We start from the raw sequence: 23,942 nt of genomic DNA, 5'->3' as shown, positions 1-23,942 counted from the left end.
ATTTCTACAGAATGGTGCGGACGCGCCAGAGCTCGGGAAACAGCTCCACCTCCAGCATGCGTTTGAGATAGCTGACGCCACCGGTGCCGCCGGTGCCGCGCTTGAAGCCGATCACGCGCTCGACCGTGGTGACGTGGTTGAAGCGCCAGCGGCGGAAATAATCTTCGAAGTCGACCAGTTTTTCCGCGAGCTCGTACAGCATCCAATGCGTCTCCGGAGCCTCGTAGACGACGCGCCAGGCCTGCAGCACGCCTTCGTTGAAGCTGTGGGTCTCGCGGACATCGCGCGCCAGCACCGCGGCCGGCATCTTGAGGCCGTTGCGGTCGGCGAGCCGCAGGACCTCATCATAAAGGCTTGGCGTTGCGAGTTCGGCCTCGAGCAGCTTCGTCGTCTCAGGATCATGCGCGTGCGGCTTGAGCATGGCGTGGTTGCGGTTGCCCAGCAGGAATTCGATCAGCCGGTACTGGCGCGACTGGAAGCCGGAGGACTGTCCGAGCTGCGAGCGGAAGCGGGTGTACTCGCTCGGCGTCATCGTGCGCAGCACGTCCCAGGCGTTGTTGAGCTGCTCGAAGATGCGCGACATCCGCGCCAGCATCTTCATGGCGGGCGACACTTCGTCCCTGGCGATGGCGCGGCGCGCGGCACTGAGCTCGTGGATGGCGAGGCGCATCCACAGCTCCGTGGTCTGATGCTGGATGATGAACAGCATCTCGTCATGCGCTTCCGAGAGCGGATGTTGCGCGCTCAGGATCGCATCCAGCGCCAGGTAGTTGCCATAGGACATGCGACGGGTGAAATCGGTCTCGGCCCCTTCGCTCGTGGGATCATAATCGCTGGACGACATGGGCAGGCCCTTTCGATCGATCTTACCCCGGCTTTGCTCAGTCGAGGCCGATCAGCCGCGCGGTGATCGGCGAGGCGGGATCCTTCAGTCCGTCGATCACGGTAAAATGGTTCAGCCCGGGATCGACGACGAGACGGGTCGGCACGTCGAAACCGGTCCAGATATTGGCCATCAGATCGGACTGACGGATGAATTCGGGCCGCTCGCCGCCACCGACCCAGGCGGTCACAGGCGAATGCCCGCGCGGCAGGTGCAGCGCCGCGCTTTCGAGCGCCGCTTCTTCCACGGTCATGCGCAGCGTCTCGTTCATCCGGGTCTTGAGCAGCGGACGCAGATCGTGCAGGCCGCTGATCGAGAGCGTGCCGCTAATACGGTTAAAGACGGCGGGCTCCAGCCGGCTGTCGTCGCACAGCATGCGCGTCACGAGATGACCACCGGCGGAGTGCCCAGCAAGCCGGATCGGTCCGGCGACGAGCGAAGCCGCCTTCGCGATCGCGGCGGTGATTTCGGCAGTGATGTCGGAGATGCGCGCGACCGGCGTCAGCGTGTAGCTCGGCAGTGCCACGGTCCAGCCGTGATGGCGCGCACCTTCGGCGAGATCAGTCCAGGCCGACTTGTCGAAGCGCATCCAGTAGCCGCCATGCACGAAGACGACGAGACCCTTGCTGTCGCCGTCGGGCAGGATCAGGTCGAGGCGCTGGCGCTCGCCGGCGCCATAGGCGATGTCGGCGCGAAAATCCTTCAGCCCGGCCCGGTAGACCGCCGCCCGCTCCGCCCATTGCGCCGGCATCTTGTCCGAACCCGGGATATGGGCCGAATTGGCATAAGCATCATCCCAATCGCGCATCATGACTCCCGAGGACTCGTCCGGCGAACAGCCGCCAGTCTGCCACCGTCGCGGCCGGCATCCTAGTCTTTATTTTAAGCTTAAAGGATCTGACCGCCAGTGAATCGGATAGGCAATCGGTCCGGCACGTTCCCCGGGCGCAGCGCAGCGTGCAACGATGCGCTGCTGAACCGGGGTCCAGCGCGTGGGCAAGATGGGTCCCGGCTCTGCGGAGCACCACGCGGAACGATGCTTCGCATCGCCCGCGCGCTGCACCGCGTCCGGGACACCAAAACTAAGCCTTCTCCACCCCGCACCATTCCGCGATGAACAGCGCCATCGCCTTGGTGGTCTTCTTCAGCGATTCCAGCTCGACATATTCGTTGAAGCCGTGCATTTCGCCGCCGCTGGCGCCGAAGCAGAGGCTCGGGATGCCGTGGTTGAGGCCGTAGAAGCGGGTGTCGGTGAGCGCGGTGAAGACGAGATCCTCCGGCATGCCGCCATAGACCTTGCCGAACGCTTTGCCGAACGCGGCCTCCGGCGCGGCGGCGTCGGTCAGCTCATAGCCTTCCGACAGGAAGCCCGACCATTCGATCTCCGGTGGATTGTTGGCGAGGAAGCGGTGGTTCCGCGCCGCAGCCGCGACGCAGGCCACGATCTCCTTCTGGTGATCGGCGATCGACCAGCCCGGCAACACTGCGATCCGGCAATCGACATCACACCAGGCCGGCACGCTGGAGGCCCAGTCGCCGCCCTTGATGAGGCCCGGATTGAAGTTGATGGGATGGTTGAGCGTCTTGAAGTGTCGATCGGCCTTGGCGCGCTCGTTCCACTCGACCTCGAGCTTCTGCAGCGCCTGGATCAAATGATAGGCCGCCATGATCGCGTTGGCGCCGGAGCCGGCGAACGCCACGTGTGTCGGATGTCCCTTCACGCGCAGGCGAAACCAGATCACGCCGACCTGCGAGCGCACCATCTTGCCGCCGGTCGGCTCCGGGATGAAGCAGGCATCCGCGCGGTAGCCGCGCTGGAGCGTCGAGAGCGCGCCGACACCGGTGCTCTCCTCTTCGATGACGGATTGGAAATGAATCCGCGCCGTCGGCTTGAATCCCGCAGCCTTGATCGCGTCCAGCGCATAGAGCGCACCGATCGTGCCCGACTTCATGTCGCAGGCGCCGCGGCCGAACATCTTGCCGTCCTTGATGACCGGCGAGAACGGCGGTGTGTCCCACAATTCCAGGGGGCCGGCGGGCACCACGTCGCAGTGGCCCTGGAGGATCAGCGATTTGCCGCCGTTCGTTTGCGGACGGTAGGTCCCCACCACCGAACGCGCCTTGGAGAAATCATGCTCGATCGGGCCGAAGCCGCGCAGATCCTTGAGATCGTCGACGTCGATGTGCCAGTCGTCGACCTCGTAGCCACGCTCGCGCAAGAGGTCGCCGATCATGTCCTGGCACGGCCCCTCCGCCCCGCGGGTCGAAGGGATCGCGACGAAATCGCGTGTGGTGGCGAGCTGGGCTTCGAAGCCGGCATCGACGGCGTCGAGAATCCTCTGCTGCGTTTCGGCATTCATCAGGCAACTCCAGGCATTCCAATGGTCCCAAGGAATGCGCAAGCTAGCCGATTTCAGCCGTTCGGGTACTCCACAAAATATGCATCCCGCAATGCATCTTCGAGCAGTCGGCCTTCCGAATAGCCGTTCAACGTAACAGGGCGCGTCACCCCGTCGAGCAGGCGTGGACACGGCTCCGGAGCGCCGAGCACCGTGCGAACGGGAATACGCTCGGCATAAATCGGCAACGCATAGTCCTCGTCATCGTCAGCGACACCCTTGGCGCGTATCTTGGCCGAGGCTTCCTCGATTTCCATCGCGATGAAGGAGGTCGCCTTGATCTCCTGGGTGTTGCTGGCCCGAAGGCTCGCGGTGCGATCCGGGAAGAAGCGGTCGACCATCGCGATCACAGCGCGCTCCTTTTCGCTCGGATCGGTGACGAGATAGGCGGTGCCGAACGCCATCACCGCGCGATAGTCGGCGGAATGGTTGAAGCCGCAGCGCGCCAGCACAAGGCTATCGAGATGGGCGACTGTGAGACACACGCGCTCGCCCCTGGCCTGGTTGCGCAGCATCCGGCTTGCGCTCGAGCCGTGCCAGTACAGCTTCGTCCCCTCGCGCCAGAAGAAGGTCGGCGTGCAATAGGGCTGGCCGTCGATCACGTAGGAGACGTGGCAGAGCATCGAGGAATCCAGGATGCGATGAACCGTGTCGTGATCGTAGAAGCCGCGATCGTGCCGGCGCTTCACCTGGTTGCGCGCCGATGTCGGATAGGAATTCGAAGTCTCGGTCTGGCTCACGGCCGCTCCTGATCGGATTGGAAAGATCTGGAGCAGTTGTAGCGGCGCATTTGGTCTGCGATAGTTCCAATTCCATGCAAAAAATTCCGACCAATTCGAATCCCTCACCGGCCAAGACCGAGCTGCCGCTCGATCTCGCCGGCCCGCACGTCACGGCGGGCGCCTCCGCCGCGCACCGGCTCTATCAGGCCTTGTGCGAGATGATCGTCTCCGGCCTCGTCAAGCCTGGCGAGCCGCTGCCGCCGTCACGCACGCTGGCCAAGCAGACCGGCTTTCGGCGCAACGCCGTCGTCACCGCTTATGAGCGCCTGATCGCCGACGGCTTTGCCGAGGCCAAAGTCGGCTCCGGAACGTTTGTCGCCGCGCGCATTCCTGCGCGCGCGGCCGCGCCGAACAAGCCCAAGGCGGTTGTCGAAACGCCCCAGCAAGGCGCGTTCGCGCTCGGCTGCACCCATGTCGATGAGCGCGCCGTGCAGCGCTTCCGCGCCTTCGTCGGCCGGCGCATGCGCGCCTTCGGGGCCGAGCATCTGCATTATGGCGATCCGCGCGGCAGCCGCGAGCTGCGCGCGGCCATCGCCGATCACCTGCTGTCGGCGCGCGGCCTGCGCTGCGATCCCGATCAGATCATGCTGACGTCGGGCACGTTGCACGCGCTGCGCATCGTGCTGAGCGCGATCCTCAAGCCAGGCGATCAGGTCTGGTGCGAAGACCCCGGCTATCCCGCCGCGCGAAAGACCTTCGCGCATTGCGGCTATCGCGCCGTAGCCGTTCCCGTCGACGAGGACGGCATGCGGATCGCCAAGGGCCGCTCTGGGGCGCCGACAGCGCGCGCGGCCTATGTCACGCCGTCGCACCAGTTTCCGCTGGGCGTGCAGATGTCGATGCCGCGGCGGCTCGAGCTTCTGGACTGGGCCAAGCAGGCCGGCGCCTTCGTGCTGGAGGACGACTACGACAGCGAGTTTCGCTATGACGGCGCACCGCTGATGTCGCTCGCCGGCATCGATCGTCTCCAGCGCGTGATCTACCTCGGCACGTTTGCCAAGACGCTGTTTCCAGGCCTGCGCATCGGCTATTGCGCCCTGCCCGAACGCCTCATTGCGGACGTGACGGCTGCACGCGCGGCACTCGACCGCTTCCCCGGCACGCTGATGGAAGGCGCGGTGGCCGACATGCTCAACTCGGGCGCGTTCGCCGCAAACCTCAAGCGCGTGCGAAAACTCTATCGCGAGGCACGCGATGTGCTGGCCGAAACGCTGGAAGCCGCTTCCGATGGCGCGCTCTCGGTGCCGGTGCCGTCGCAAGGCCTGCATCTGGTCGCCCGGTTCGATCCGTCGGTCGACCTGTCGGTCGCCGCGCGGGCCAAGCAGGCGGGCGGCGCCGAGGGCTGGCTATTGGCCGACACCTATTCGCGCGCGCGCCCTCTGCCCGGCTTCGTGCTGGGATTTTCCGGCCATGCGGTTCCACAGCTCAAAGCCTCCGCCGAACGGCTCGCGCGGGAATCGCGCGCGGCCCTGCGCACGAAGGCCAGGGCGGCTAGGAGCGCGTGACGAACGTTCACTATGAGAATCGTCGGCCAGGCCCTACATTGCGACATCGATTCCGAGACCTTTGTCATGCTGGTACGCCACACGATCTGCCTCTCGTTCCTGATCTCCATCGCACTTGCCGCGACGGCACATGCCGGCTCGGTTGGACGCGAGCAGGACATCGGCGATCTCAAGCTGGGTCAGCGGGTGCAGGTGGATGACGGAACCTGTCCCGCCGGACAGGTCAAGGAAGTGCGTGGGGCGAAGATGTCCGATAAGGGCGTCGTGCGCACCGCCACCTGTGTGCCGCGGTACGGTCCGAAGACGAAATAGCTACTGCTTCGCCGGATCGAACATGCATTGCAAGGTCGGCTTGGCGATCTTGGTGAAGGTCGGGCCGATCTCGCTTTGCTTGGAAGCCGGCACCCAGTCGGTCTCGATGGTGGGCACGCCGGTTTCGCTGATGCCGCGCAACAGCGCTTCGCGAAGGTCGCGGTCCTCGACGGCCGCGGCGGCGTGATCGTGCAGGCAGCCGCAGACTTCCTCGGGATGTTCCCACCGCCCGAGCATCCGCGGCGCGCACTGACGCACGAACTCAGTGCGGGGATCCGGTAGTCTGGAGGGCGCGCGCACCTGCGCCTGAGCGGCGCCGATCGTCAGAACAGACAGGAACGCAGCGGCGCAAAATCGAACGATCATGACGGCCTTTACCGGCTGATTTTCTTGTTGTCGATCAGAAGCGCGCGGCAACCACCATGGGCTGCGACGTCGCAGTGGTGATCGGCGAGCCACTGTACTGGAAGGTGCCGATACCGGGCAGATTGCCATCCGGCGAGCCCGCGAACGAGGAGCCGGCAACCACGAAAGCGAAAGCAAGGATGAAGCTGAGCGCGCGCATGATCTTGTCTCCGAGTGCCGTGGCCGGCGGTGCGCCGTTCGTCGTTCTGAAGCTGATAACCATGGGCGGTTTCGCGCGTGATGCGCCAAAAGCGCAAAATGGTTTCATCTTGCGTAAGAATTGTTTCGTCCGGTTCGGGACGACGACACAATTCTCGGAAACGGCCAATCATTTCAGCGGGGTCGCGCCGCAGCTCAAAGCGGCCCGCCAAGTTCCGGATCCGCTGCGCAAGCGCACCCTGCGCCGCCGTCGTCACGGTCCCGCCTTGCGCGCTTCACACGCATTTTACGTTTTTCTGCTGAAGAGAGGAACGAACGAAGGCTGGGTCCTGTCGAACCGGGGGCGCTTCGGCCGCGACCCAAGCCATCGAAATCGAGACGCCGGGATCACCGGGCGCGTTCAGTTTGAGGGATGGCCATCATGATGGTGCAAGATCGCGCAACGCCGCGCGAGGCGGACCAACGAACCGACCGCGGCGATCAACACCCTAGGCGCGTCGCCTCGGCCGGCGCGATGTCGCTACAATCCGGCCGCGGCTTCGAGGCCGCGCCGCAAGCATTCGTGCGGTTGACCGGCTCGCACCTTGCCAAGCACGTCACTGCGTGAAGAACTCACCGCACTTCTGGACGTTTGCGTCTGCCGGCCCCCACGGCATGATCGGCACGGTCGAGGTCGAGTTCTTCGGCGAACCCTCGATCAGCCTGTCCGAATAGACCATGTAGACCAGCACGTTGCGCTTGGCGTCGCAGCCGCGCACGATCTGCATCTTCTTGAAGAACAGCGAGCGGCGCCGGCGGAACATGTCATCGCCCTGCTCCATCTTGGTCTTGAACTTGATCGGGCCGACCTGGCGGCAGGCCAGCGAGATGTCCGAGACCTCTTCGGCAAGGCCTAGCCAGCCCTTGAAGCCGCCCTTCTCCGGCACCGTGAAATGGCAGGCGACGCCCTCGACTTCGGGATCGTCGAGACCATAGGTCGCGAGCTTGTCGTTCGGGCTCATCAATTTGAACACGGTGGAGCGACGGAAGATCAGATCGGGCTCGTCGGCAGCTTGAACGGACGCCGCTGGCACAGCCAAGGCCAGGAGGAATAAGGCGAGTCCTTTCAAGCGGATGCCGCCAAGACCAGGGAAACGAGATGACATGAAGTTCTCCGCTAACAAGTCCCCGCAATGTAGGAACGCCTCAGCCCGACAGGAAGACGACAGCAGCTCGACGCGGCCGCCGTTTACCGCTCTGTGAGGCTTTTTTGTTACGTCTTGAACAAAAGTCGCTGACGGCAGAACCACCCTGCTGGTGAACGCGTATTCCCTTTGCGAGACTAACGTCTGATTTGGATTATGGATTCGAGGATGAACAGCGTGAATGGGTCGGGTCTTTCTGCCAAGCCGGGGCGGCTCTGGCAGGTCGCCATTTTGACGGCGGCGAGTGCGATCGGCGCGACCAGCCACGCAGACGCAGCATTTTATTATTGGACGGATTATTCCGACGGGTCCTATTACGCCCGGCAGGACCGGCATCCCGAGATACCGCGCCAGAGGCCGCAGAAGCGTAGCGCGACCGGCAAGAAAGAGGTTGTCGCCGAAAAGGAAGCCGGTACCAAGCCACAGGGGCCGCTGGTCATCGTCGTCTCGATCGACCGGCAGAAGGTCACGATCTACGACAGCAATGGCGTGTTCGCGGAATCTCCGGTGTCGACCGGCATGAAGGGCCATTCGACGCCGATGGGTGTGTTCAGCGTCATCCAGAAGCACAAGTTCCACCATTCCAACATCTATAGCGGCGCGCCGATGCCGTACATGCAGCGGATCACCTGGTCCGGTGTCGCCATGCATGCCGGCGTGCTGCCGGGCTATCCGGCTTCGCATGGATGTATCCGGATGCCGATGGCGTTCGCGGTGAAGATGTGGAATTGGACCAGGATGGGCGCGCGCGTCATCGTCGCGCCTGGCGAGATGACACCGCACAGCTTCTCCCATCCCCTGCTCGCCTCCGTGCGTGTGCCGCCGCAGCCCGCCGCCAGCCTGGAGCCGCAGACCAATGTCGGCGACAAGGCCGACAAGGGCGCGGCGCAAACCAAAGCGGCCGAAGCCAAACCGATTGAGACCAGGACCGCCAGCGCCGACTCCGTGCTCGAGCTGCGCGCCTCCGTCGGCCACACCGTGATGTCGGATGCGACCACGGGCAACGCGCCAGCCCATGAGGAAGCCGCCGCTCCCGCCGACAAGGCCATGACAGCCGAGGCATCCGATGCGGCCAAGCCTCAGTCGGAAGAAGCCGTCAAGTCGGCCAACGAGGACAAGCCCGCCGACAAGGTCGAGGCCGTCAAGGCCGAGCCAACCAAATCTGAACCGGCCAAGACGAACGCCGCGGACGCCGCGAAGACACCCGATGCACCTGCGATCGCCGCCTCGCCCGACGCCAAGAAGGACGAGGGCCGCCTTGCCGAACCGGCGCCGGCCGCAAAGCCGGAAGCACCCAAGCGGACCGGCCAGATCGCCGTCTTCATCAGCCGCAAGGATTCCAAGCTTTACGTGCGGCAGAATCTTGCGCCGCTGTTCGAGGTCCCGGTCACGATCGCTACGAGCGACCGTCCGCTCGGCACGCATATCTTCACCGCCGAGCTCGACAAGACCGATTCCAATGCGCTGCATTGGTCGGTGGTATCGCTGCCCGTGTCCGCCCGTTCCGCCGCACGCGAGGACGACGGTCGCCTCACCCGCCGCCAACGTGGCGCTGACGTGATCCCCGTCGCCGCCAAGCCCGTCACTGCCAAGCCGGTGGTCACGCCGGACAGCCCGGCCGAGGCGCTCGACCGCATCTCCATCCCCGCCGACACCATGGCGAAGATCAACGAGATGCTGACATCGGGCGGCTCCATCATCGTCTCCGACCAGGGCATCAACCAGGGCGAGACCGGCGAAGGCACCGACTTCATCGTTCGCCTGTACTGACTTGTTTCACTGCCCCCGATAACGCGGTGTTGACGAGGCATGTCGCAGCCGCGGAGTAACATCCCCTCGGATCATTTCGGGGGCGCCGTCATGATGAACCGTAGGACCATGCTCACCATGGCGCTGGCCGGCGCGTTCGCGCCGGCGACGCGTGCTTTCGCCGATGGCGGCATGAGCCGAATCTCGGCCTATGCCTTTTCTTTCTCCGCTTTGTCCGGCGACGACATCCGCCTCGCCGCTTTCACCGGTAAGCCGCTGCTGGTGGTCAACACTGCCTCGCTCTGTGGCTACACGCCGCAATATGCCGGCCTGCAGGAGCTCTGGAATGAGTTTCGCGCGCGCGGACTCACCGTGATCGGCGTGCCCTCCAACGATTTCGGCGGCCAGGAGCCGGGCGGTACCAGCGAGATCGCGGAGACCGCGCACCACCAATATGGTGTTACCTTTCCGATCACGGCCAAGGCTGCGGTGGTCGGCGCCAAGGCGCATCCCTTCTACAAATGGGCCGCCGAGGCGCGACCGAGGGAAGTTCCGCGCTGGAACTTCCACAAATACCTGATCGGTCGCGACGGCTATATTGCCGCGGTGTTTCCGTCGGCGGTCGAACCGGCCGACACGCGGATCAAAACAGCAATTGCCAAGGCGCTGGCCGACGTTTGACGCGAGGCGCGCCCAATCGGGTTGGGCACAATTATGGCGGGATGCCAAACAGCCGTTGCAGTGGCGATGGCCCACCATCTAGGCTAGGATCGTTTGGGGCAGGATGGTTTTGCCGGCGGCGAAAAGCCGCGGCGGAACAACGGGATCAATCTCGAGGACAACACCATGCGCGTGGCGGCAGGACTGATTTTTTCAAGCGCGATATCTCTGGCCATGACCGGCGCGGCGTGGTCGCAGACTCCGGCAAAGCCCGCAGCCGCGACGCAAGCCGCACCAGCGGCAACGCCGGCCGCGGCGACGCCGGCTGCTACTCCGCCCGCAGCTCCCGCGGCAGCCGCCGCACCGGCGGGTTTCGTCAATCCGCCCCCGCCCAAACAGGCGCCGCAGCCGGCGCGCGCGGCCTGCAACAATCCGGGCGCGCTCGGTGTCGCCCGCACCGTCGAGATCGACACCACGGGCGGTCCCGGCTTCGGCTTCGAGCACTTCAAGGAGCTCGACTTCCTGCGCGACAAGGAGGTGGTGCTGACCTTCGACGACGGCCCGTGGCCGCGCAACACGCCTGCAGTGCTGAAGGCGCTCGCCGATGAATGCACCACCGGCATCTTCTTCTCGATCGGCAAGCACGCGACCTACGAGCCGGAGATCCTGAAGCAGGTCTACAACGCGGGCCACACCGTCGGCACGCACACCTGGTCGCACGCCAACCTCAACAACAAGAAGCTCACCGAGGCACAGCGCAAGGAAGAGATTGAGAAGGGCCTATCCGCGGTGAAGTGGGCGCTCGGCGGCATCTCGCCCTCGCCGTTCTTCCGTTTCCCGGCACTCCAGCATCCGCCGGAGATGGTCACCTATCTCGGCAACCGCAACACCGCGATCTTCTCCTGCGACATCGACTCGTTCGACTTCAAAGCCTCCAAGCCCGAGAAGGTGATCGAGACCGTGATGAAGAAGCTCGATGCCAAGGGCAAGGGCATCATCCTGATGCACGACTTCCAGAAGCACACCGCCGAGGCTCTGCCCGAGCTGCTCAAGCGCCTCAAGGCCGGCGGCTACAAGGTGGTGGCGATGCGCGCCAAATTCCCGGCGTCCTCGTTGCCGGAATACGACCAGGAGCTGCTCAAGGACGCCAAGTTGCCGACGGTGAGCCAGCGCCCGGTCAATTCCGTGGTGACGACCGTTTCCGAATAGACGGCTCTTGTCTTTCCGCATCGAAGGCTATGTCATCGTCTCGGCGGACGGCATGCTCGCCGACGCCGGTCATGTCATGCCCGACAGCCTGAAGTTCGACGGCGACAAGCTGTTCTTCGAGCAGGCACTCGATCGCGCCGCGCTGATCGTGCATGGCCGCAACTCGCATGAGCAGCAGCCGAACTCGCCGAAGCGCAAGCGGCTGATCCTGACCCGCAAGATCAAGGCGCTCACCGTCGATCCGGAGCTGCCGAATGCGACGTTGTGGAATCCGGCACACGCGAGCTTCGAGGAGGCCTGCGCTTTTGCCGACGTCGCCTCCGGCATGATCGCCATCATCGGCGGCCCAGTCGTGTTCGACCTATTCATGGACCGCTACGACACATTCTGGCTGTCGGAAGCCCCGCACGTGCGCCTGCCCGGCGGCGAAGGCTGTTTCGTCGGCGTACCGGCGCGGACGCCGCACGAAGTGCTGGCTTCGCACGGACTGAAGCCGGGCGCGCCGTATGTGCTCGACGCGGCGCACGAGGTGACCGTGACCCCGTGGCGGCCAGGCTAGCTCCTCGTCAAAATCGGAAGAACAACCCCATGCAAAGTACCGGCATTGTGATACCACTCCGTATCTTGCCAAAACTACGCTAAAATTAGTCCCGCCGTCGGCCCGCGCAAAGCCGGCCAGCATATTTGCCGAGAACCAATAATCGGCCCCGACGGCGGTGATGGCGCTATAGCCAACCTCTGTGACGCTGCGTCAAGACGAGCCGACCATTCCGAAACACCGCATCAATAGACTGAGACAAAAGCGCAAGACTGGACGGCTTTGGCTCGCCGCTGCCGCCGCACGGCGGCAGGACCGCTACGCAACGAACCATTTCCCTTCGCCGGATATCAACCTCCCGCCGGGTATGACTGGCCCGGCTCCGCCCCTCCCGCCCCCTCACTGACGATCAAGACGCGACCACGACCATCATGAGCGACGACGCTACGACGACGGGTTCGACGGACGCCTCCGGACCGACTGCCGATGCAGCCCCGATTTCATCCCTGCTCCCCGCATTCGGCTTCCGCGCCGACCAGATGGAGGCCCATGCAAACGTCGCAGCCTGGCGAGAGGCCGTCGCCACGCTATTCGACGTCGACGAGCTCGCCGCCGACGAACCGGGCCCATTCCGCGCCGACATCAGCTCCTACGCCATGGGACCGGTGCTGATCGGACTGAGCCGGGCCAGCGGCCAGCGTTTCCGCCGGACGGCCGAAACGATTGCGCGCAGCGGCGTCGACCACATCATCCTCCAGCTCTATCTGAGGGGCGGCTATCACGGCGTCGCGGGCACCCGGCCAATGCGGGTGCGCGCGGGCGACATCTGCCTGTTCGACCTCGCCCAGACCCTGGAGACCAAGGCGACAGCCTTCGAGAATGTCACGCTGGTCGTCCCGCGACCGATGTTCGGCACCCATCTCCTGCGGGTCGACGATTTGCACGGCCTCGTCTTGCCGGGCAGCAGCGTGATCGCGAGGCTCCTTGCCGGGCATCTCACCGCCCTGTTCGAATTTGCGCCGCGCATGAGCCTCGACGAGTGCCAATCGGTGGTCGAGGGCACGGTCTCGCTGCTAGCGGCGTGCCTGCGCAACGAGCTCGAGCGTAGCGATCCTGACGCCGACCATGCCGTCACGGCTGGTCCGTCCTTGATGCGGATTCGCCAATACATCGAGGCCGGCCTTGCCCGCGACGATCTGTCGGCCAGCTCGATCGCGGCCCATTTCGGCCTGTCCCGGGCTTCGCTGTACCGGCTGTTCGCGCCGGTCGGCGGTATCGCCGACTACATCCGCAGCCGGCGGCTACATCGCGCCTTCTTCGATCTCGCCAATTCGGGCGCGCGCGGCCCGCGGATCAGCGAGGTCGCGCGGCGGTGGCAGCTCGGCACCGACGCGCATTTCGCGCGCTCCTTCAAGGCAGCCTATGGCATCACGCCGCGCGCCGCGCGCGAGGCCGCATTGCTCGGCATGCAGCGCGGCACCGATACAGCGAACGGCGCGACGATCTCCCGATGGATGCGTGAGATCGCACCCCCGCGTGCAGATTGATCGCTACACGTCGCCGTAAGCGGCTTCGGCCGGACGCGTGGTGCGGCCGTAGCCCATCAGCATGAACAATGCGCCGATGATCGAGAGGTTCTTCAACGCGTCGACCACCACCTTCGCATTGTCGGGGGCAGCCTGGTTCCAGAAGTCGTCGAACAGCACCGTCGCAACCGCGACGTAGATGATCATCAGCATCGCGAAGAACCGCGCGCCGAAATTCAGCGCGATCATCAGCCCCGCGATGATCTCGAGCCCGCCGACCGTGATCGCCAGCAGCTGCGGCGTGGTCATGGCGGTCGCCGTCTCGATCTGCTTGGCGTAGGGCGCGACGATGTCGGGCACCACGACCTTGGTGGCGATGAAGTCGGCCGTCGCCTGGATGGCAAAGAGCTTGGTCGCGCCCGAGTAGATGAACAACACGGCGAACAGAATCCGCCCGAAAGTCACGAACGCTGGCATGATCGGCCTCTTGGCAAAGCGCTACCGCACGGAACGCGTACGTGGATTATGAAGAGTCGTGCGCCGGTTTACAAACGGGGAAATGGAGAACTGCGAGGAATTCAATGGTGGCGGCCGCGTTGTTCGGTTGGCGCCATTCAGAACAACATTGCGAACTCTTGTGTAGTTGAAATTGCTTTGCAACGTAAAATCGATTCTGACACATGAACGGGCTCGTCCGGCAGCGCCTGCTGAACGGCCGCTTTCGAACGCTCAAGTCGGACGTCACGCCAGGCCCGAAAAGGCCATTTCCGACTTACGCGTTACGGCTAAAACCGCGAGGCAAGCAAAGAGGCCCGATCATCACCAGACGACGCGGAAGCCGGCCGTGCCCTTGTAGCTGTGATCATCACCATGGGCGAGACTCGCATTGTAGGAGACTTCGCCGAAGACCGCATAGCGGCCGCTGGCCCAGCTATAGGTGCCGCCGCCGCCGATGCTGCCCCACAGCCGGTCATTGGCATTGGCGAAGCCGGTTCCGGAGACCAGCACATTCGTTCCGTCCAGGAATTCGTAGTGGACATTGGCAATGCCATAGACGTCGGAGCGAACCAGTTGACCGGACTGATCCCGCCAGCTTTTGATATGTTCGAAAGCAAGCCCGGCGCGCCCGACCAGGCTGTCGGCATTCAGGAGCGAGACCGCGGCCGCAAAGCGATCCGCGAACGGATCGAAATCGACCTTCGAATAGGTGAGCTGCGCCTGCGGCGTCAGTGCAAATCCATTGCCGATGCCGATGCGCTTGCCGCTTTCGATGCCGAACGCATAGCCCATGCCCTCGTTGCCGTGGGTCATGCTGCCGGTCAGCACCGAGCTGAGGTCGCTGCGATAGAACATGCCCTGCGCCTGGCCATCGACATAGAAGCCGTTGTCGCCATACCAGGTGAGCGAGGCGCCCACGCCCGAACCCGCGGCGTGAATTGTGCCGTTGCCGTAGAACGAGCTCACATTCGCGTTGGCCGTGCCATATTGCGCGTTGATGCCGACGATCAGCTTGCCCCAGCCGTTCTCCAGCAGCAGTCCGTCGATGCCGGCCTGCGCCTTCCACTGATCGGTATTGTAGGTCGAGCCGGTGGTGTTGCTCGGGCTGAACGCGCCGTGCTGCCCCTCGATCCGGCCCCAGACCGGGGTCGGCTGCGCCGGCACGCCGCCCATTGACGCATAGGCAAGGCCCGCGCGCTCGGTGGCGTCGCTGCCGCCCCAATAGCGGTTGCCGGCGCGCTGCTGCAACGTCGGCAGTGCGTTCATGCCGAGCAGCACCGCCGCGTAATTCTCGTAGAGGGGAACGCCGGGCTGGTACAGCGGCCCGGCTGGCGCCGAGGCCGGCGGATTGATGAGACTGGAGCGCAGATACCAGTCGCCGTCGGTCGGCGTGCTGATGCCGTTCTTCTGCAGCGTGTAGGCGTAGGCGCCGCCGACGACGGCCTGCTGGCCATTGAGCACATAGTCGCCCTGCAGGGTGAAGCTGCCGTTTGAGGCGCCGGCGACGTCGATCACCTTGATGCCGCTGGCCGTCTGCGCGCCGGAGCCGCCGACATTGGTGATCCGCAGGGTCGATGCGCCTGATGTAGTTCCCTGCACGACCATGCGGTCGGTGGCCGAGCTGTCGCCGCCGAGCACGGTGTTGAGGACAAGCGTGCCGCCATTGCCGATATAGTTGCCGGCGACCGTCAGCGTGGTCGCTCCCGCGCCGCCGGTTCGGACGATGCCGGCATTGCTGAGCGATGCCATAGTCTGATCGAAGCCGTTCAGGTCGAGCGTTCCGCCGGCGTTGGCGACATAGGCGGAAGCGGCGCTGAACGCGCCCGCAGCGCCGGCGCGCAACGTGCCGCCGGCCACCGTGGTCGTGCCATTGTAGGTGTTGACGCCCGACAGCGTCTGCGTGCTGCCGGTGACTGTCAGTCCGCCGGAGCCGCCGATAACGCCGGCGAACGTATCGCTCGCATTCGTGATCGTCAGGGTCTCGGCACCGAGATTGACGGCGCCGGTGCCGGCCAGGCTTTGAATGCTGGTCCCGGCGCCCGTCACGCCGGAAATGTCGAAGGTCGCGTTCGCCACGACGCGGCTGGAGCTGGCGATCGAGCCGGTGCCCGTCAGCGCGAGCGTGCCGACCTGGATCACCGTTGCGCCAGTGTAGGTGCTGGTGCCGGATAGGGTGAAAGTGCCGGCGCCGATCTTGGTCAAGCCGCCCACGCCGCTAAATCCAAGCGCGCCGATCGCAAAGCCGTTCGTATCGAATGTCAGCCCACCGGCGGCGAGATTGAGCTGCGAGACCGTAAAATTGTTGAAGAAATTGGCCGAGCCGGCCGTGGCTCGCAGAATGCCGTCATCGATATTGACCTGCGCATTTCCAAGGCTCCTGATCAGGGATGTGGTCTGCAGGATGCCGCCACCGCTGATGTTGAGCGTGCCGGAGCCGGTCGCGTTCACTCCAAGCTGCATCCCGTTTTGAGCAGCGACCGTGGCGCCGTTCAGGATGTTGAGCGTACCGATGCCGGCGAACCCCACTGACACAATGGCAACGGTCGCGGTCCAGTGCGATCCGGCACCGGTGACGGTCAGCGTGCCGATGCCTCCATTGGCGGCTGCAATTCGGATGGTGGCGCCGCTACTTGTGAGCGTGCTGCCGTTTTGGATCGTCAGGCTGCCGACTGCTCCGTTGCCGACGATGAGGTTACCCGACGAGCCGGTCGCTGCGCCGTTCACGCCGAGTACAGCCCCTGGCGATACATTGTTGATGGTGACGGTGCCATTGGTCGGGACCACACCCGCCTGCCAGTTGCTTCCGACGGTCCAGTCGCTGCTGGTGGCGCCGATCCAGTTTTGCGCCGCCGCCAATCCTGCGGACAGGGTTATAAGCACCGCCGCCAGGACGCCCATCAGCAACAAGCGCGGCAAGCCAGCTCGTTGGCGAACGGACCATGGCCGAGCCCGGTCCGGACTCATACGCAGCGTGTCATCTGCCCATCGCCGAAACATTGTCGCCCCGATGCATTTGCGCATGGGTGCCCCTTCCCATTTGCCCAGCGGCCGAACGCGTGTACATCTGACACAGTTCGCGCCGCACGGGATACCGTCACAAGTCACGCTAAGTCACTCGCACGCATCCGACAACGAACATTCGTCGTCTCCACGACAGAAAAGGCGACATGTGTTGTCGAAGCAACGTTAGCGCGAGGGAATTAACGATGAGGCCACTACACCGCGTGCAACGGATATACGCCTGGCGCTCGCTTCGACGCAGCGCACGACCCGAACGGGGCTTCGCAAAATTTAGCGAGAAATCGCAGAATGGCGCTCCCTAGCGGAATCGAACCAAGAGCAGTGTGATTGGCCGCAACCCTCTCGGCGTCATGGCCGGGCTTGACCAGGCTTGACCCGGCAATCCACGACTTGCCTCGCGGGACAAAGAACGTGGATACCCGGGCCTTCGCTGCGCCGAAGCGGCTACGGCCGCGCAGGCGGGACAAGCCCGGGCATGACGAGTCTTGCGGTGCGAACGCCTCACGAAGACGTTGAGGGAGTGCCAAGCAACTACGTGAACAATGTCGGCTGCTGCCGTGCCGCGCGCTCCTGCGCTTCCACCACGGCCACGGCCGTCATGTTGAGGATACCGCGCGCCGTCACCGAGGGGGTGAGGATGTGTGCCGGGCGCGCCGGGCCGATCAGGATCGGGCCGACGGGCAGCGCGTCGGCCAGCGACTTGATCATCTGATAGGCGACATTGGCGGTGTCCAGCGTCGGCATGATCAGGATGTTGGCCTCGCCCTCCAGCTTGGAATGCGGCAACACCATTTTTCGCGCGGCAGCGGAGAGCGCGGTATCACCCTGCATCTCGCCGTCGGCCTCGATCTCCGGATGCTTGTCCTTCAACAGCTGGGTCGCCAGACGCATCTTGCGCGAGGAATCGGTGTCGTAGCTGCCGAAATCCGAATGCGAGACGAAGGCGATCTTCGGCTTGATGTTGAAACGCTGGACGTGGACCGCGGCGAGCGATGCGATCTCGGCCAGCTCCTCCGCGCTCGGATTGGGGCGAACTTGCGTGTCGGCGATGAAGAAGGCGCCCTTGGTCGTGATCAGCAGCGCCAGCGCCGCGTAGTCGCTGATGCCGGGACAGAAGCCGACGATCTCGCGGACATGGCGCAGATGGCTCATATAGCGGCCCTCGACGCCGCAGAGCATGGCGTCCGCCTCGCCGCGCGTGACCGCGAGCGCGGCGATCACCGTGTTGTTGGTGCGCACCACGGTGCGGGCCGCATCCGGCGTCACGCCGCGGCGGCCGGCGACCTCGACATAGGATTGCACGTAGGAGCGGTAGCGCGGATCGTCCTCGGGATTGACGAGGTCGAAATCCTTGCCGGCGCGGATCGAAAGGCCGAAGCGCTTGATGCGCGCCTCCACGACCGAGGGACGGCCGACCAGGATCGGCCGCGCCAGGTTCTCCTCCAGCACCACCTGCGTAGCGCGCAGCACGCGCTCGTCCTCGCCTTCGGCGTAGATCACGCGCACCGGCTGGGTCTTGGCCTTGGCGAACATCGGCTTCATGACGAGGCCGGAGCGGAAGGCAAAGCGCATGAGCTGCGCGGCATACTCGTCGAAATTGGTGATGGGGCGCGTCGCGACGCCCGACTCCATCGCAGCCTTCGCAACCGCCGGCGCCACGCGCAGGATCAGCCGCGGATCGAACGGGCTCGGGATCAGCGAGCCCGGACCGAAACCGCCCGCTTCGTTGGTTTCGACCCCCAGCGCCACCGCATCAGACGGCGCCTCGCGCGCGAGCTGCGCGATGGCCTCGACCGCGGCGTGCTTCATCTCCTCGTTGATCGCAGTGGCGCCGACGTCGAGCGCGCCGCGGAAGATGAAGGGAAAGCACAGGACGTTGTTGACCTGGTTCGGAAAGTCGGAGCGGCCGGTGCAGATCATGGCGTCGGGACGCGCTTTCCGCGCCTCCTCCGGCATGATCTCCGGGGTCGGGTTGGCGAGCGCCATGATCAAGGGCTTGTCGCCCATCGCCTTCGCCATCTCAGGCTTGAGCACCCCCGGTGCCGAGAGGCCGATGAAGATGTCGGCGCCGCCGATGACGTCGCCGAGCGTACGCTTGTCGGTCTTCTGCGCATAGACCGCCTTCCAGCGGTCCATCGTGGTGTTGCGACCCTCATGCACCAAGCCGTCGATATCGCAGACCCAGATGTTCTTGCGCTGCGCTCCCATCGACACCAGGAGATTCAGGGTTGCGATCGCAGCCGCTCCTGCCCCCGACGCCACGATCTTGACGTCGGACAGCTTCTTGCCGTTCAGCCTGAGGCCGTTGGTGATGGCAGCGGCGACGATGATGGCGGTGCCGTGCTGGTCGTCATGGAAGACCGGGATCTTCATGCGCTCCTTCAAGCGCGTCTCGATCTCGAAGCACTCAGGTCCGCGGATGTCTTCCAGATTGATGCCGCCGAAGGTCGGCTCGAGCGCCGCCACGGTCTCGACCACGCGGTCGATGGTATCGGCGGCAATCTCGATGTCGAACACGTCGATGCCAGCGAACTTCTTGAACAGGACCGCCTTGCCTTCCATGACGGGCTTGGAGGCCAGCGGGCCGATATTGCCGAGACCAAGCACCGCAGTTCCGTTCGAGACCACGGCGACCAGATTGGCGCGGGTCGTCAGGGTCGCGGCTTCGGCCGGGTTCTTGGCGATCTCGGTGCAGGCGGCGGCAACGCCCGGAGAATAGGCCAGTGCGAGGTCGCGCTGGTTGGCGAGCGGCTTGGTCGCCTGGATCTCGAGCTTGCCGGGGCGCGGCAGACGATGGTAGGCGAGCGCCGCCTGGTGGAGATCATCAGAATAGGACGACATGCGGTTGTCTCGCCTCGCGTTACCGGCCTCAAAATGCACGATCCGGAGCCGCTGTCCAAGCGAACCGAATTTCCGGGTCATGGAAACGGGATGAAGCACGCCGGGTGCCCCGGTGGCAACATCCGATTGCGCGCCCATCAACAGGGCGTGCCGTCAAATATATGAAAACCATAGCTTTCCCTGGACCGCGCGGCGTTTCGCGAATATGGCAGGTTGCGCGGTGCAAGACGAGCAACTGGAGCTGGGAATGAAGCGAATCCTGATCGGCCTGATCGTGGCAGCCGGGCTCGCAGCGGGCGGCTGGTTCGGCTTCAACCTCTATGTCCAGCATCGGGCGACCAGCGAGGTCGAGGCGGCCTTCGAGCAGCTCCGAGCAGGCGGCGGCAAGGCGAGCCATGGCAAGATCGGGTTCGAGCTCGCGACCCGAACGCTGACGATCGAGGACATCAATGTCGAGCCCGCCCAGCCGCAGCTCGCCAACGTCAAGGTCGCAAAGGTCACGGCGGTCGGTATACGCCAGCCGGATGAGGCCCATTTCTCGGCCGACAGCATTGACGTATCCGGGGTCGAGGTCGCCTTCACGTCCACCGAGCGGGCGAAGCTCAAAGCGAATTACAAGATCCCGCAGATCAGCGCTCGCGACTTTTCCGGCCCGACCCGTGCAGACGGCCCGCCGCTGTCCGGCTCGATCATCGACATATACCGCTTCATGCTGGCGCAATACGCGACCGTCTCGGCGTCCTCGATCGCAGTGCCGACCTTAGGGGTCAACGTCGATGCGGGCACCGGCAACCCCGGCAGCGGCGAATATGTCTATTCGGGCCTGTCGATCCAGAACGTCAACCGCGGCCAGATCGAGACGGCGAAGACGGACCGCGTCACCTTTGCGCTCGAGCTGGGCAAGCCCGGCAAGCCTACGAAAATGACCGGCGAACTGTCCGGTCTGGCCATCTACGATGTCGACGCAACCCCAGTGAGGGCCGCGCTCGATCAGCAAGTGTCGAGCGACGACAGTTTCCACCGGATCTATCGACGCATCTCGGCCAATTCATACGTGATCACGACGGCCCCTGGCGTGCGCGTGCAGATCGACGGATTCACCTTCGACGACATTGCCATCCGGCCGTCGAAATTTCGGCCGGCCGAGATCATCGCACTGGTGCCAGCTGACGGCTCGATCCTGACGCCGGCGCAATCGCACGACATGATGGAGAAGGTGGCGGACTTCTTCGAGGGCTTTCAGATCGGCAAGGCTGAAATCGGCAAGCAAACGGTCGAGACGCCGCAAGGAACGGGGCGGCTCAGCGCCCTCAAATACGATCAAGACAAGATAGCGCTGGAAGGCCTTGAGATGCCAATGCCGCAGGGCCAGCTCAAGATGGAGCGCTTCGCGCTAAAATCCTTCAGCGCGGCGAAACTGATGCGCTGGGCGGCAAACCTCCGCCTCCGAACGCCAGGACAGCCGCCATCGCCCGACCAGATGCTCGGACTGTTCGGAGTGCTCGAGGGCGCCGAGATCAAGGGCGTGGTTGCGCCCTACAAGACCACGCGGCAGCACTTCACCGTCGACACGATCAGCCTGAGCTGGGGCCAGCTGGTCGGATCAATTCCGAGCAAGGCCAATCTGCTCGTGAAGATGGTGACGCCGACCGATCCGGCCAATCCGGCGCTGCAGCCGCTGATCATGGCGGGCGTGGACAAGCTCGCGATCGACCTCGATCTCGGCGCGGCCTGGACGGAATCGTCAGGCGCGTTCGCGCTCGCGCCGGCCACGATCGATCTCGGCAACCTCGCCAAGGCGCAGGCTCGCCTCGCGTTCGCCAACGTGCCGCGCGGCCTGTTCACAACAGACCCGGCGCAGGCGATGGGTCAGGCGGCCCAGGTCGAGACCGGTACGTTCGAGCTGTCACTGCGCGACAGCGGCGTGGTCGATCTCGTCGTGGCGCAGTTCGCGCGCACGCAGAATGTCAGCCGCGACGCCGCGCGCAGCGCCATCGTCGAGATGATCCGGGCGCAGGGCGAGAAGATCGCGGGGTCCAGCGTCGATGCCGGCGGCGCGGTCGATGCGCTCGCCGGCTTCGTCGAGACGTCAGGGCAGACGCTGACCGTGAAGCTCACACCGCGCGCCAAGGTGCCGCTGATGCAATTGATGCAGCTCTCGCGAAGCGACCCCGAGAGCGCGCTGGCGCAGTTCAAGATCGAGGCGTCGACGGGGTTGTAGTTTGATCTCGTGTCCCGGACGCGGCGCGGCACGAAATGACGCGACGCAGAGCCGGGACCCAGAAAGCTTGCGGTTCACCGCGACATGGGCCCCGGCTCAGCAGCGCATCACTGCGTGGCGCGCTGCGTCCGGGGCACGCACCACTCACTTCTGCGGCAGGTTCACCCGCACATGCAGCTCGCGGAGCTGCTTGGTGGTGGCCTCCGACGGGGCGCCCATCAAGAGGTCCATGGCCTGCTGGTTCATCGGGAACAGCGAGATCTCGCGCAAATTCGTGGTGCCGCACAGCAGCATCACGATGCGGTCGACGCCCGCGGCCATGCCGCCATGCGGCGGCGCGCCGTACTGGAAGGCGCGGTACATGCCGCCGAAGCGGTCGACCACTTCCTGCTCGCCGTAACCTGCGATCTCGAACGCCTTCACCATCGCTTCCGGCACGTGGTTACGGATGCCGCCCGAGGCGATCTCGTAGCCGTTGCAGGTGATGTCGTACTGGAACGCCTTGATGGTCAGCGGGTCCTGGCCCTTCAGCGCCTCGAGGCCGCCCTGCGGCATCGAGAACGGGTTGTGCGAGAAGTCGACCTTCTTGTCGTCCTCGTTGTACTCGTACATCGGGAAGTCGACGATCCAGGCGAGCTCGAACCGCTCCTTGTCGGTGAGGTTCAATTCCTCGCCGACCTTGTTGCGGGCAAGGCCTGAGAACTTCCAGAACTTGTCGGGATCGCCGGCGACGAAGAAGGCGGCATCGCCCTCCTTGGTGCCAAGCTGCGCGCGGATCGCGGCGGTGCGCTCCGGACCAATGTTGTTGGCAAGGGGACCAGCACCCTCGCCGCCCTCGCGCCACATGATGTAGCCGAGACCGGGCTGGCCCTCGCCCTGCGCCCACGAGTTCATGCGGTCGCAGAACGCGCGGCTGCCGCCGCCCGGCGCCGGAATCGCCCAGACCTGGTTCTTGGGGTCTTCGAGCATGCGCGCGAACACCTTGAAGCCGGAGCCGCGGAAGTGCTCCGAGACGTCCTGCATCTCGATGGGGTTGCGCAGGTCCGGCTTGTCGCTGCCGTATTTGCGCAAGGCCTCGGCGAACGGAATCCGCCGCCAGCCCTTCGTCACCGGCTTGCCCTTGGCGAACTCCTCGAACACGCCGGTGATCACCGGCTCCATCGCCGCGAACACGTCTTCCTGCGTGACAAAGCTCATCTCGACGTCGAGCTGATAGAACTCGCCGGGCAAACGGTCGGCGCGCGGATCCTCGTCGCGGAAGCAGGGCGCGATCTGGAAGTAGCGGTCGAAGCCCGACATCATCAGCAGCTGCTTGTACTGCTGCGGCGCCTGCGGCAGCGCGTAGAACTTGCCGGGATGGATGCGCGAGGGGACGAGGAAGTCGCGCGCGCCTTCCGGCGAGGACGCAGTCAGGATCGGGGTGTTGAACTCGAAGAAGCCCTGCCCCTCCATCCGCCGGCGCATCGACTTGATGATCTCGATGCGCGTCATGATGTTCTGGTGCAGCTTCTCACGACGCAGGTCGAGGAAGCGATATTTCAGGCGGATGTCCTCGGGATATTCCTGGTCGCCGAACACCGGCAGCGGCAGGTCGCCGGCCGGGCCCAGCACCTCGATCTCGGTGACATAGATCTCGATCTTGCCGGTCGGCAGATCGTCATTGTCGGTGCCTTCGGGGCGGCGGCGGACCTTGCCGTCCATCCGCACCACGAATTCCGAGCGCAGCTTTTCGGCCAGCGAGAACGCCGGCGAGTCCGGGTCGACCACGCACTGGGTCAGGCCGTAATGGTCGCGCAGGTCGATGAACAGCACGCCGCCATGGTCGCGAACGCGATGGACCCAGCCCGACAGACGGACCGTCTCGCCGATGTTGCTCTCGCGGAGCGCGCCGCATGTATGTGACCGGTAGCGATGCATGGTCGTCCCAAAATCAATGTCGGAAGGATAACGAATCGAACCGCCTGTCATGGCCGGTCCGAGATTGCGGCAGGGTTTACCCGACGAGACCCAAGGCGGCAACCAAGGGAACGGCCTGTTTTGGACCCGAAGG

21 protein-coding genes are annotated in these 23,942 nt (G+C 64.7%); 10 read left to right on the top strand and 11 right to left on the bottom strand.

The genetic code is table 11. From position 1 onward, the window contains the following. Window positions 1-4: 4 nt before the first annotated feature. From kynA to UNPA324_RS22075, 4 genes are all read right to left on the bottom strand, one after another. Window positions 5-844, bottom strand: a complete 840-nt coding sequence (kynA, locus tag UNPA324_RS22090; RefSeq protein ID WP_128917493.1) for a tryptophan 2,3-dioxygenase — start codon at window positions 842-844, stop codon at window positions 5-7. Window positions 845-881: 37 nt separating this feature from the next. Further along, window positions 882-1,691 carry a hormone-sensitive lipase gene (locus UNPA324_RS22085; RefSeq protein ID WP_128917738.1) on the bottom strand — a complete coding sequence of 270 codons (810 nt, stop codon included), beginning with the start codon at window positions 1,689-1,691 and terminating at the stop codon, window positions 882-884. A gap of 274 nt (window positions 1,692-1,965) precedes the next feature. Continuing rightward, on the bottom strand, window positions 1,966-3,243 hold the full coding sequence (locus UNPA324_RS22080; RefSeq protein ID WP_128917494.1) for an ArgE/DapE family deacylase: 1,278 nt from the start codon (window positions 3,241-3,243) through the stop codon (window positions 1,966-1,968). Window positions 3,244-3,296: 53 nt separating this feature from the next. Further along, the gene (locus UNPA324_RS22075; RefSeq protein WP_128917495.1) at window positions 3,297-4,022 is read right to left on the bottom strand and encodes a pyridoxamine 5'-phosphate oxidase family protein; all 726 of its coding nucleotides are present in this window, start codon (window positions 4,020-4,022) and stop codon (window positions 3,297-3,299) included. Window positions 4,023-4,096: 74 nt separating this feature from the next. On the opposite strand from UNPA324_RS22075, the gene pdxR reads away from it, so the two are divergent. Beyond that, a complete protein-coding gene (gene pdxR / locus UNPA324_RS22070) occupies window positions 4,097-5,569 on the top strand; it encodes a MocR-like pyridoxine biosynthesis transcription factor PdxR (RefSeq protein ID WP_141935918.1) in 1,473 nt (490 codons plus the stop codon). Between the two features lie 66 nt (window positions 5,570-5,635). Further along, a complete protein-coding gene (locus UNPA324_RS22065) occupies window positions 5,636-5,881 on the top strand; it encodes a DUF6719 family protein (protein ID WP_141938969.1) in 246 nt (81 codons plus the stop codon). Here the strand turns inward: UNPA324_RS22065 and UNPA324_RS22060 are convergent, their stop codons facing one another. Together UNPA324_RS22060 and UNPA324_RS35245 are read right to left on the bottom strand one after the other, a co-directional pair. Next, window positions 5,882-6,247: a hypothetical protein gene (locus UNPA324_RS22060; RefSeq protein ID WP_141938967.1), complete on the bottom strand. Its 366-nt coding sequence runs from the start codon at window positions 6,245-6,247 to the stop codon at window positions 5,882-5,884. Between the two features lie 34 nt (window positions 6,248-6,281). Further along, complete coding sequence (locus UNPA324_RS35245; RefSeq protein WP_181769473.1) at window positions 6,282-6,446, bottom strand: hypothetical protein; 165 nt, start codon at window positions 6,444-6,446, stop codon at window positions 6,282-6,284. Here UNPA324_RS35245 and UNPA324_RS22055 point away from each other — a divergent pair. Both UNPA324_RS22055 and UNPA324_RS22050 read left to right on the top strand, forming a co-directional pair. Beyond that, the gene (locus UNPA324_RS22055) at window positions 6,427-6,870 is read left to right on the top strand and encodes a hypothetical protein (protein WP_141935917.1); all 444 of its coding nucleotides are present in this window, start codon (window positions 6,427-6,429) and stop codon (window positions 6,868-6,870) included. The genes UNPA324_RS35245 and UNPA324_RS22055 overlap by 20 nt on opposite strands. Next, window positions 6,867-7,052: a hypothetical protein gene (locus UNPA324_RS22050; RefSeq protein WP_164935986.1), complete on the top strand. Its 186-nt coding sequence runs from the start codon at window positions 6,867-6,869 to the stop codon at window positions 7,050-7,052. The genes UNPA324_RS22055 and UNPA324_RS22050 overlap by 4 nt, the downstream gene beginning before the upstream one ends. On the opposite strand, the gene UNPA324_RS22045 is transcribed toward UNPA324_RS22050, so the two are convergent. Continuing rightward, window positions 7,042-7,590, bottom strand: a complete 549-nt coding sequence (locus UNPA324_RS22045) for a CreA family protein (protein WP_141935915.1) — start codon at window positions 7,588-7,590, stop codon at window positions 7,042-7,044. The genes UNPA324_RS22050 and UNPA324_RS22045 overlap by 11 nt on opposite strands. A gap of 207 nt (window positions 7,591-7,797) precedes the next feature. On the opposite strand from UNPA324_RS22045, the gene UNPA324_RS22040 reads away from it, so the two are divergent. From UNPA324_RS22040 to UNPA324_RS22020, 5 genes are all read left to right on the top strand, one after another. Beyond that, complete coding sequence (locus UNPA324_RS22040; protein WP_181769472.1) at window positions 7,798-9,399, top strand: L,D-transpeptidase; 1,602 nt, start codon at window positions 7,798-7,800, stop codon at window positions 9,397-9,399. Window positions 9,400-9,489: 90 nt separating this feature from the next. Then, window positions 9,490-10,059: a glutathione peroxidase gene (locus UNPA324_RS22035; protein ID WP_141935910.1), complete on the top strand. Its 570-nt coding sequence runs from the start codon at window positions 9,490-9,492 to the stop codon at window positions 10,057-10,059. 165 nt (window positions 10,060-10,224) lie between these two features. After that, the gene (locus UNPA324_RS22030; protein WP_141935908.1) at window positions 10,225-11,247 is read left to right on the top strand and encodes a polysaccharide deacetylase family protein; all 1,023 of its coding nucleotides are present in this window, start codon (window positions 10,225-10,227) and stop codon (window positions 11,245-11,247) included. 7 nt (window positions 11,248-11,254) lie between these two features. Next, a complete protein-coding gene (locus UNPA324_RS22025) occupies window positions 11,255-11,806 on the top strand; it encodes a dihydrofolate reductase family protein (protein ID WP_181769471.1) in 552 nt (183 codons plus the stop codon). Window positions 11,807-12,216: 410 nt separating this feature from the next. Beyond that, the gene (locus UNPA324_RS22020) at window positions 12,217-13,332 is read left to right on the top strand and encodes a helix-turn-helix domain-containing protein (protein WP_141935906.1); all 1,116 of its coding nucleotides are present in this window, start codon (window positions 12,217-12,219) and stop codon (window positions 13,330-13,332) included. 3 nt (window positions 13,333-13,335) lie between these two features. Here the strand turns inward: UNPA324_RS22020 and UNPA324_RS22015 are convergent, their stop codons facing one another. The 3 genes from UNPA324_RS22015 to UNPA324_RS22005 all read right to left on the bottom strand — a co-directional run bounded on the left by UNPA324_RS22015 (window position 13,336) and on the right by UNPA324_RS22005 (window position 19,671). Then, window positions 13,336-13,788, bottom strand: coding sequence for a DoxX family protein (locus UNPA324_RS22015; protein WP_141935905.1), 453 nt, complete (start codon window positions 13,786-13,788; stop codon window positions 13,336-13,338). A gap of 342 nt (window positions 13,789-14,130) precedes the next feature. Beyond that, complete coding sequence (locus UNPA324_RS22010) at window positions 14,131-16,725, bottom strand: autotransporter family protein (RefSeq protein ID WP_246667196.1); 2,595 nt, start codon at window positions 16,723-16,725, stop codon at window positions 14,131-14,133. 636 nt (window positions 16,726-17,361) lie between these two features. After that, complete coding sequence (locus UNPA324_RS22005) at window positions 17,362-19,671, bottom strand: NADP-dependent malic enzyme (RefSeq protein ID WP_141935903.1); 2,310 nt, start codon at window positions 19,669-19,671, stop codon at window positions 17,362-17,364. 247 nt (window positions 19,672-19,918) lie between these two features. Here UNPA324_RS22005 and UNPA324_RS22000 point away from each other — a divergent pair, with 247 nt between their 5' ends. Then, a complete protein-coding gene (locus UNPA324_RS22000) occupies window positions 19,919-21,892 on the top strand; it encodes an aq_1923 C-terminal domain (protein ID WP_141935901.1) in 1,974 nt (657 codons plus the stop codon). Between the two features lie 144 nt (window positions 21,893-22,036). Here UNPA324_RS22000 and aspS read toward each other — a convergent pair whose 3' ends face one another. Beyond that, the gene (gene aspS / locus UNPA324_RS21995; RefSeq protein ID WP_141935899.1) at window positions 22,037-23,809 is read right to left on the bottom strand and encodes an aspartate--tRNA ligase; all 1,773 of its coding nucleotides are present in this window, start codon (window positions 23,807-23,809) and stop codon (window positions 22,037-22,039) included. Window positions 23,810-23,942 lie beyond the last annotated feature (133 nt).

Source organism: Bradyrhizobium sp. UNPA324 (genome assembly GCF_006658635.1).
Classification (GTDB): Bacteria; Pseudomonadota; Alphaproteobacteria; order Rhizobiales; family Xanthobacteraceae; genus Bradyrhizobium; species Bradyrhizobium nanningense.
This window is presented reverse-complemented; position numbering and strand designations above follow the sequence as displayed.